The following is a 10,063-nucleotide window of genomic DNA, read 5'->3' as shown; positions in this document are numbered from 1 at the left end:
CGCCGCCACCTCGACCGAAGACGCCACCGGCCAATCCACCCTCGTCACCCTGCGCATCACGCCCGAAGGCGACCTCTTCATCGACGACACCCTCCCCGACACCGTGCCGGACGAGACCGACGCACCGACACTGGTGATCCCGAACGATCTGTTGCGCCCTGCCGCTACGGACTCCGACGGGTCGGAAACCATGACAGAGCTGTCGCTGACCGTTTCCGGTCTTCCGGGCGGGTCAGCTGCAGGATCGCTGAACCTGAACGTGCCTGCAGGAGCCAGCGTCCTGTTTACACCGGAGGCGGATGGGTCGACCACGATGGCGATCTCCCTGTCCACAGGATCGGTCGGCGATGTGGCCGCGGCCTATGCCGCAATCAACTTTGAGCTGCCCGCTGACTTTTCCACGACCAACCGGACCGATCTGGCGAGCGAAACTTCTCGACCGCTGGAACTGACTGTGACGGCCAGCACCGACGAGGATCAGGATTTGTCCACCGATACGCCGGTAGATGGTCAGCAAACCGCCTCGCGCGTGGTCGTGATCGATTATCAGGCCGACGTGACCCTGTCTGCCCCGGCAACGCTGTCGGGAATCGAAGACAGCCTGAGCGGCGACGGTTCTGGCGTTTTGGTGCTGCTGGATATCGATGTCGCGCCAAACGATATCGACGGCTCCGAAGACTCCACGACGGTCGAAATCATCTATGCAGACATGCCCGGCGGCACGATGTTCTCGGCAGGCACTTATGACGCGGCAACCGGCATCTGGACCGGAACCTGGCAAGACGCCAACGAGCTGACGCTCACCCTGCCCGGCGACTATTCAGGTACGATCAATTCGACGATCCGCGCGATCAGCCCGGAGGGCACCGTCGAAACACCGCAGGTGATTACCATTGATCCGGCAGGTGACGTGGACCTGACACTAACCGAATTGACCGCCGAAGAAACCGATGCGCCCGTCACGGTCACACCCTCAACCGCCTGGCAGGTCGCGGTCAGTGATTTTGACGCAAACCAGCCGCGCGAAACCATCGATACCGTTACCCTGACGCTGAGTGACCTTCCCCCCGGCGTGATCGTCAGCGGTGTGCCCGGCAGCACTGTGTCCTATGATGCCGTGGCAGGCGGCGATTTCACCTTTAGCGGAACCGGTGCCGAGTATGCGGCGCTGCAACTGGTCTTTCCGGCCGATTTCTCAACCGAAAGCCCGATGCTGACCGGAGGTGTGATTTCCGGCACCCTCACCGCCACCTCGACCGAAGACCCTGTGGGGCAATCTGCGCCCGTGACATTGCGCATCACGCCCGAAGGCGACGTGACGATCGACGATACGCTGCCCGACACCATACCGGACGAAACGGACTCAATGACCCCGGTTGCTCCACACACACTGCTGGCACCTTTGGTGACGGACTCGGACGGATCGGAGAGCTTTACCAGCATTGAATTGGTCATCGAAGGTGTGCCTGTCGATACGGTTTTCGCTGCCATTCCCGATGTGTTGTTGTTCCGCGATTTGCAGCCCGATGGCACCTATACGGTCACATACAGGGTGGATCCGAGCGCCGCCGACATGCTAGCTGCCTACAACAATATCAGTTTTGCCCTGCGCGAAGATTTCTCAACCGCGAACCGGTCTGACCTGTCCACCGGCGACACACAATTGCCGCTGACCTTCCGTCTGACCGTGAAAACTGACGAGGACCAGAACCCGCTTGATGATACGCCTGTTGACGGGCAAGCGACCGTGGAACGGATCGTCGACATCGGGTTTGAGGAAGACATTGATCTGACGGCCCCCGCACAGGTCTTGGCGGATGAAGACAATGGCGTGGCCAACAGCAATCAGGGCGTGACCGTCGATCTGGAAATCGACATTGTCATCGACGACCGTGACGGATCAGAGGTCGAAGACCCTGCAAGCCCGTTTGGTGCGAATGTGCGTATCGTCTTTTCTGGCCTCCCCACCGGCACAATCGCGACCGAAGGAACCCTTTTGGGACCAGTCTGGCTTGGCAGCGTTGCAGAGGCGCGAGACCTCTCGCTGGAGCTTCCCGGTGATTATAACGGCACGATCAACGCGGTGATCTCTGTTTCTACGCTGGAAGGCATAGAAACCACGCCTCAGACCATCATCATCAACCCCACACCCGACGCCGAGATCGACGGCCAGGTTGATACTCAGGAAACCGACGCCGCGCTGCCAGTGCGATTGTCGGACTATGTCAGCATCGTTGACCCGGCACCGGGCGAAACAATTGTTTCGGGGGATTTCGTGGTCACCGGCTTGCCCGATGGCACGACAACCAATGGTGGCAGCATCGTCGCTGACGGCACTGGAACATTCACACTCACCTATGACTATCCGACCGACGCGACGCTCCCTGCCGATCTGGTCATTACATTTCCAGCCGATTTTTCGAGCGACAACCCGCTCACAACTGTTTCCGGAGAGCTATCGCTGGTCATTAATGATGGCACGTCAACCTACACCGAAAACGCCACGATCCCGTTTAACATCGCAGTCGAAGGAGATGTTGAGGTCACCAGCGACGCAATCACGATTGCAGAGACTGACGATGTCGTCACGTTCCGGCCCGCTGACACGATTACGCCGCAGGCCACCGATGCGGACGGATCAGAAAGCAATACCGAAATTACTGTCTCGATACCCCAACCGCCGGCTGGTTTGCGATATTCCATCGATGGGGGGACATTTGCGTTATTGCCACCCAACAACACGATTTTCATGACCGAAGCCGAGTATCAGAACCTGATATTCGAATTGCCACAGGATTATTCGACCGAAAGCCCCGTTGCGACGCTTGAGCTTCTTGTTCTGGCGACAACCGACGAAAACGGCAGCGACATAGGCACATTGTCGGTGACGGTTGATGCCGAGGGCGACATAGTTCTCAATGGCCCCGGCACGATTACGCTCGCCGAAAATGACACGCCCGGCGACACCGATGAGGATGTGACGACCACCGCGCCAGTGGTTTTCACCCTCAGCGATACCATCGACCCGGTCGCGACGGATGTGGACGGTTCGGAGACTGTTGCCAGTGTCGATGTGACAGTGAACGACCTGCCCGATGGTGCGGAATATTCCACCGATGGATTTCAGACCGTCACCACGGTTACCGGCGGCACGTTCAGCCTTTCGGCCATAACGCCGCAAGACTACGACGCGCTGCAAATCCGCCTGCCTGATGACTATGCGACCCAGACCGACATCACCGGCACGGTTACCGCACGCACCGATGAATCAATTCTGGCTGGCGAAACCGACAGCGGGCCGGACGATGGCGTGGAATCGCGAGACTTCACCGTTACCGTCGAATCCGAGGCCGATGTCCGGATCGACGTGGCGGACATCACGGTGATCGAGGATCTCGGCACCGATATTCCATTAAATATCGACGCCGCGGTCACCGATATCGACGGCTCGGAAACGATCACGGCGATCGCTGTCACGTTTGACGGGCTGCCGACCAACGGGCCAACCACGCTGACCGATGGCACGCAACTGACCGGTCCAAGCGGCAGTTGGTCAGGCACTACCGCAGAATTGGCTGCTCTCGGTGTCACATCCTTTCCACAGCATTTCTCGGGGATCGTTGACATCACTGTGAATGTGGTCACCAACGAAGGTGACCAGAGCGGCACCAGCGACGCCTTTGTTCTGAACGTCACCCCGGTGGCTGAGCCGACGATCGTCCTGACCGTAGATGACAGCGAAGCCGCCGTAAATTCACCGGCCGCTGGCAACTTTGTGGTCAAGGAAGACAACGGGTTCCTGTTGCAGATCGATGCGCAAACGCCAGATCAGGACGGTTCCGAGGCCTTGACGACCATCACGATCGAGAACCTTCCCGCGGGATGGGTGGCCAGCACAGGCGGCACAGTTGATCTGGCCCTGTTCGAAGCGGGCGCGACCGAGGTTGACAGTGCGACCGTTTCCGGCACGACGCTGACCATCACGCTGCAACCGGGGGTCACCAGCTTTGATGGTGCGCTCCGTGTCACACCGCTCGCCGATGATGACCGTGATGTCGCCACGCTGACGGGCGATGATCTGATCGCCACCGTCACCTCTGTCGATACCGCAGCAGGTTTGGCCGACGATACGGCAACAGCCACAGACGACGTGGATGTCGATGTCGACGCGGTGGTCGATGATGCAACGCAGACCGTGGCGGATGCCAGCACGGATGAGAATATCACAGACGCGCTGGACCTTGATCTGGATCTGAACGGGCTTGGTCTGACGGACAATGATGGCTCCGAGGTATTCGATGCGGTCGAACTTACCTTCACGATCGCCACGGCCAGCGACGTATTCGATCCCAGAACCGATATGGTGCTATCCGGCGACCCCGCACTTACAGGGTTCGTCGATCCATCTTTCGTTGGGTCGACGGCCACCAGCGCCACCTATCGGTTTGAACCAGCGGGCAACGCCACAACACAACAGTTCTCGGATGCGCTGGCGTCGATCCAGATGCAATTCCCACAGCATTTCAGTGGCGTTGTGACCATAGACGGAACAGCCGATTGGCACGAAACCACCACGCCCGCGACCCATCCGGGCGACGTCGAACAGGACACGAGCGACAACACCAACAGCGGCAGCTTCAGTTTCACCAAGACCGTGAACCCGGTTGCCGAGGCACAATTGACGGCCAGCGTGTTCGTTCTGACGGCAGACGACGCGGCAGCAGACAGCCCGACGCGGGTCGACGCTACAGTCAAGGATGGCACGGTATCAGGCGCGAGCATCCTGACGCTGCTGGAAAGCACCAGTGACGGGTCAAGCCCGGGGGGGCAAGTTGACCTGTATATTGGCATTCAGGGCGCAACCCCGGACGACGACGGCTCTGAAGAGTTGCACACAATCACGGTTGAAAACGTGCCGACCGACTGGATTGCCCAATACGTGACGGGCGGAACCGTGGATCAGGCAGCATTCTACAGCGCCGACGGCTCCAGCGCGCTCGCAGCCAGCGAATACGCCAAGATTGACAGCGCGAACTATGATGAAACGACGGGCGCACTGACGCTTGACCTCGTCCCCGACGTCACATCGTTTGATGCATCCATCCTGCTTCAGCCAACGCTTTACGAAGATTACGATGTCGACCGGCAGGATGGTGATCCTTACACCGCAGCGGGCGCGTTCTTTGGTCAGGACCTGAACATCACCATCGATGTGACCGACGCCAACACCGCAACAACCGATGACCAACAAGCCAACACTGTTTTCGACGTTGATGTCGATCCGGTCAACAACCTCGCCGTGATCGATCCGTCGCCGGTGGGCAATGAACAAGAGATCGACGATGCGGGTGGCGTCTGGGCGCTGTCACTGAATGCCTCGATCCTGGATGTTGATGGCTCTGAAGAGATTACCGCGATTGTTCTTCGCAGCGTGCCCAGTGCTGTCACGATCTTTGTTCCGGACCCTGCAGACCCGACTGGCCCCAAGATTCCGGCCCTGATTACCGAACTGAACTCTCCGCCCGGCTTCAACACCTGGAGTCTGGAATCCTACGAATGGCTGGATATGGAGTTTCGCGGCATACCCACGCATTGGGCCGGACCGATCAGTCAGGATATTCAGGTCGTCACCACCGAAGACGACGGCAATACCCGTGTCACGACGCTGGACACCCCGTTCTACATCGAACCGGTCGCCGATGGCGGGGATCCGTCCGAAACCGCCAGCACCCGCGAGGATACTGCCGTGCAGGTGGTGATCGACGGAAATATCATCGACAACTCAACCAATTCACCGCTCTCGCCCGAAGCGATCCTGAACTATGTCATCGTCGGCAACGTTGGTAGCGACTCGGTACGCCGACAGCCGCGCTTCTTTGATGGTGATCCGGCCAATGGCGGAACTGAAATATCCCTTTCCGGCGGCCGGGTCATACTGTCTCCGGATCAGGCCGCAAACCTGTGGGTCCTGCCGGGACAGGACACCAACGAGGACATGACCTTTGATGTGCAGGTCCGGTACTATGAAACCATCGATCCGACAGAAACGAGGGTCGAAACCGGTACCATCACTATTAATGTGCAGGGCATTGCCGATACGCCAGATCAGGTCGTGCAAAACGAGGACCCTGCGATCACAGCGGGCGGGATCACGCAGGCCGAAATAAATGACATTTACCGTCCTGATGAGGTTCAGGATGGCACGGCAAACTACAATCGGGCCTATGGTTATGCCGGGTTCGACGAAACACCTTTTGCGCTGGACATGCGGCTCACCGACGACGCACTGGAAAACGGGTTCGACAACGTGGCCGCGGTGTTCGAGGATGCCACCACGCTGTCTGCATCGATGACAGAAATCATCGTCGCCCCGCCCGACGGCTATGACGGGTCGGAAACGATCTATCACATCATTACAGGCGTCGACCCAAGTACCAGCTTTATCGGCGGGCAATCGATTGATGCATCCGGCGAAACCTATCTGGTTACCGATACTAACCTTGGAAATCTTCTGTTTGTGCCGTCGGACGTCACCGATGTCACCTATTACAACATGACCCTGCATACGATCGTCATCGAAGACGATCAGGATGTGGACCTGCCACCCGGTAATTCGACGCTGCTTAACCTCGCCTATATCAACACCCTGCCCGGTGGATCAGTTGTCTCCGAAGACTTCAGCGTCGTCGTTCTGCCCGAAACCGGAAACGGTCCGCCCGATCCCTGCCCGCCGGAAATGCAGCTTCCACTGCCTGACCTGACATTGGTGGGAAGCGGTGACGAGGATACCGAGATTGCACTCAAGCTTCAGATCACGCCGGTGCCGGGCTATTACGACAGCATCGATGATCTGGCCAATCTGCCAAATGGTGTGCAGGGCGATTTCACTCTGGTGATTGATCTGCCGGATAGCGCTTCACTTTCCAGTGACCCAACCGGTGCGGTCCTGCTTGACCCGACGACGGGCAACTATGTCGTGGATATCGCCAAGCTGGGCGTCGATCCGAACGATCCGACCCAGACCGAAGGCAGCATTCTCTATACCCCACCACCGCATCAATCGAGCCCGGTGAACCCGTTCGATCCGGCGGAAACCCTTGGTCCCGACGATCCTTATGATGATTTGACGGATTTGACCTATCAGATGCGTCTGATCAACGCCTCCTGCGAGACCGTGGACACCGGCGGTGGCAGCTTTGGCATCTATATCAATCCGGTGGTCGATGGGCCTGACATCATCCTCGGCGGGGCGAATTCGTTTGATGAGGACACCCCCTATGATCTGGGGCTTACCGTCGAAGGCATCGACGGTGGCGAACGTCTGGTTGGCGATGTTGAAATCACAATCGGCGGCGACAACGGCGCGCAGTTTTACGATGCCAGCGGCACGCTCCTGACCGGAACGGTCAATCCGGACGGATCCGCGACCTATTCCATTTCTCCTGACGATCTCGCTGGTCTCAGCGTTGTTCCCACCCAGCATCTGAGTGGTAATATCACCATAGAGGTCAGCGCCACATCCGAGGATGTCGATGGCTCTACGCTGACGAATACGGCGACACGAACCGTCGAGGTGATCCCGGTCGCGGATGTGCCTTTCATCAACTTTGATGACACTGTGATCGACACCGATACTGGCCAACCCTATGTCGACAACAGCGGTGCTGAGCCTGTCATTACGATTGTCGAAGATCAGGCGTTTACTCTGGCGGATGTGATTGACGCAGACACCCCGGATCAGGACGGGTCGGAAACGATCTCGATCACAATTTTTGATATCCCGTCCTACATGCTGATCTCCGGCCCATCGGGTTCCGGTTTCATCGACAATGGCGATGGCAGCTATACGATTTCACGCGAGGCCTTCCAGCAAGTCACCCTGAGCCTTGCGGTTGAGAATGCGCGCACGCCCGATGCTCTGAGCCCTGCATTGCCCGACAGCATCCCCCTGCGGATGACGATATCAACGCTGGAAACCGGAAATTCGGATACGCAAAGCACGACGCTGGATTTCTCGGTCAAGGTGCGCCCTGATGCCGATGTGGCGGACCTGACGGCCTTTATTACGCCGACAACCGGAATCGAAGATCAACCTCAGGCCTACACCCTGACCTTGTCGGCAACGGTGTACGATCTTCATGAAACGGCTGCGTTCCGCGTTGCCGTTCCTGCCGAAGGATCGGTCTATCTGGATGGTGTGGCGTTGACCCCGGATGCCAATGGGAACGTGACAATCCCCGGCACTCCTGGCGCCAGCACGGGCCTGACAACCAACTTTACGCCCGCTGGGCAAGTAACGTTCGTACCGGGCGGCGATTTTGCGGGGCAGGTTTCGCTGGACGTGGTCGCGGTGACCTCTGACGCCGAATTGAATGGCCCGTTTGTCGATACCCAGGACTCTGCCGTGGTAACGCTCGATCTGGATATCGCGGTGGCGCCGGATCTGATCGTGACTGTGGATACACCTGTCGTGGACCTTCAGGAAACCGACGATGTGGTCAGCTTTGATCCGGCCGGCGATTTCACGATCGACGTCACCGATGTTGACGGGTCGGAAACGGTCGATGCTGTCACCTACACCATCAGCGGCATACCCGATGGCACGTCGTATTCGGTCGGTGGCGGCAGCCCTGTCGCCGTCAGCGGTGATCTGGTGTTCACCGGGTCGCTGGCCGAGTTCAATGCGCTGACAGTCACCTTTCCGCGCGACTTTGCGACCAATGGAACGCCGTTGGATGGAACTCTCAATGTCACGACCAACGAAGGCGGCGATCAATCCGGCAGCTTCAGCATCAACATCGATGGCGAGCTGGACCTGACGGTCACCAATACCACTCCGATCAACGTGGCACAGGACGGCGCGCCGCTGACCGTGGATTTCGGGATCGTTGCTGATGTGACCGATCAACAGCCCGATCCATCCGAATGGCTGGAAGAGGTGATCGTCACGTTCGACACGCCCTTGCCCGCCGGCACCACGGCATCAAGCGGTACATTCGACGCTAACCGGCAAACCCTGACATTCACGCGCGGCAGTATGGATATTGCAACATTCAGCGCAGCCGTGGCGGCCCTGTCAGTCGCACTGCCAGACAGCTTTTCAGGCGGATTTGGTGGCACCATAACCGTATCAACCAATCACGGGACGGCACCGGCGCAGAACTATGTCGTCGATGCGAATGACCAGCCCCAGATCAGCGGACCGGTCAGTTACGCGACGACTGAAACCAGCTTTGAAATTGATTTCGCCGCCCTGCTGGCCAATGCCTCCGATTCCGACAATTTGACGATCGAAAACCCGGCAAGTGCCGACCCTGACGTGTCGGTGGCGCTTCTTGCGGATTCGGTTCAGGTTACGGTGCCCACGGGCTTTGTCGGAACACCGGTCCTCACCTATGACGTCGTGGACGATGCAAGCGTGCCGGCCAGTGCAGAGGCCACTGCCGATCTTGATATCAACACGATGCAGATGGTCGATACCGGTCAGACCGTGAACGGCAATCCATTGCTGTCCGACGTCACTGGCGGTACTGGCGCAAACGATATCGCCTTTGCCACGGATTCGGCGGACTCGGTCGTCTATGACGCCGTGGACCGGCCTTATGACGCGGTCGAAGGGTTCTCGCTCATGGGAGGTGACGATTTTGTCGATCTCTCCGGTAGCAGCGCTGGCTATGACGTGGATGGCGGCGATGGCAATGATACCATCATCGGCAGTGCAGGCAGTGACCTTCTGACAGGTGGCGCTGGCGCAGACACCCTGACCGGCGGCGCCGGGGATGATGTCTTTGCCATGACCGATCTTCTGGCAACTGACGTAATCGCCGACTACCAGACGCCGGATGACCCGGCGAACACCGATCAGATCGACCTGACTGCACTTGTGCAACTGGCCGCAGGTGAGGTCGTTGCCGATCACGTTACGTATGACAATACCACGGGCAATCTGAGCGTTGATAGCAACCAGATCGCCACGGTCGAGACCGGGGCCGGGTTTGCCGATCAGGTTCAAGTGATTTTCGAAGACGCTGCCAACACACAGCAAAGCGCGGTCATCTGATCG

The 10,063-nt window shown here is 58.6% G+C and carries 2 protein-coding genes; one reads left to right on the top strand and one right to left on the bottom strand.

The annotated features are described in order from the left end of the window. Positions 1–192 (bottom strand): hypothetical protein (locus ABJO75_RS17380; protein WP_348132191.1); only part of this gene is annotated, 192 nt, incomplete at its 3' end. On the opposite strand from ABJO75_RS17380, the gene ABJO75_RS17375 reads away from it, so the two are divergent. Next, on the top strand, positions 191–10,060 hold the full coding sequence (locus tag ABJO75_RS17375) for a hypothetical protein (protein WP_348132188.1): 9,870 nt from the start codon (positions 191–193) through the stop codon (positions 10,058–10,060). The two genes, ABJO75_RS17380 and ABJO75_RS17375, sit on opposite strands and share 2 nt — an antisense overlap. Positions 10,061–10,063 lie beyond the last annotated feature (3 nt).

The organism is Sedimentitalea sp., assembly GCF_039973035.1.
In the GTDB taxonomy this organism is placed as follows: Bacteria; Pseudomonadota; Alphaproteobacteria; order Rhodobacterales; family Rhodobacteraceae; genus Sedimentitalea.
This window is presented reverse-complemented; position numbering and strand designations above follow the sequence as displayed.

What these genes read in the sequence shown, in the direction of transcription:
- ABJO75_RS17375 (WP_348132188.1), top strand. Translation starts at nt 191, where the DNA reads ATGACAGAGCTGTCGCTGACCGTTTCCGGTCTTCCGGGCGGGTCAGCT.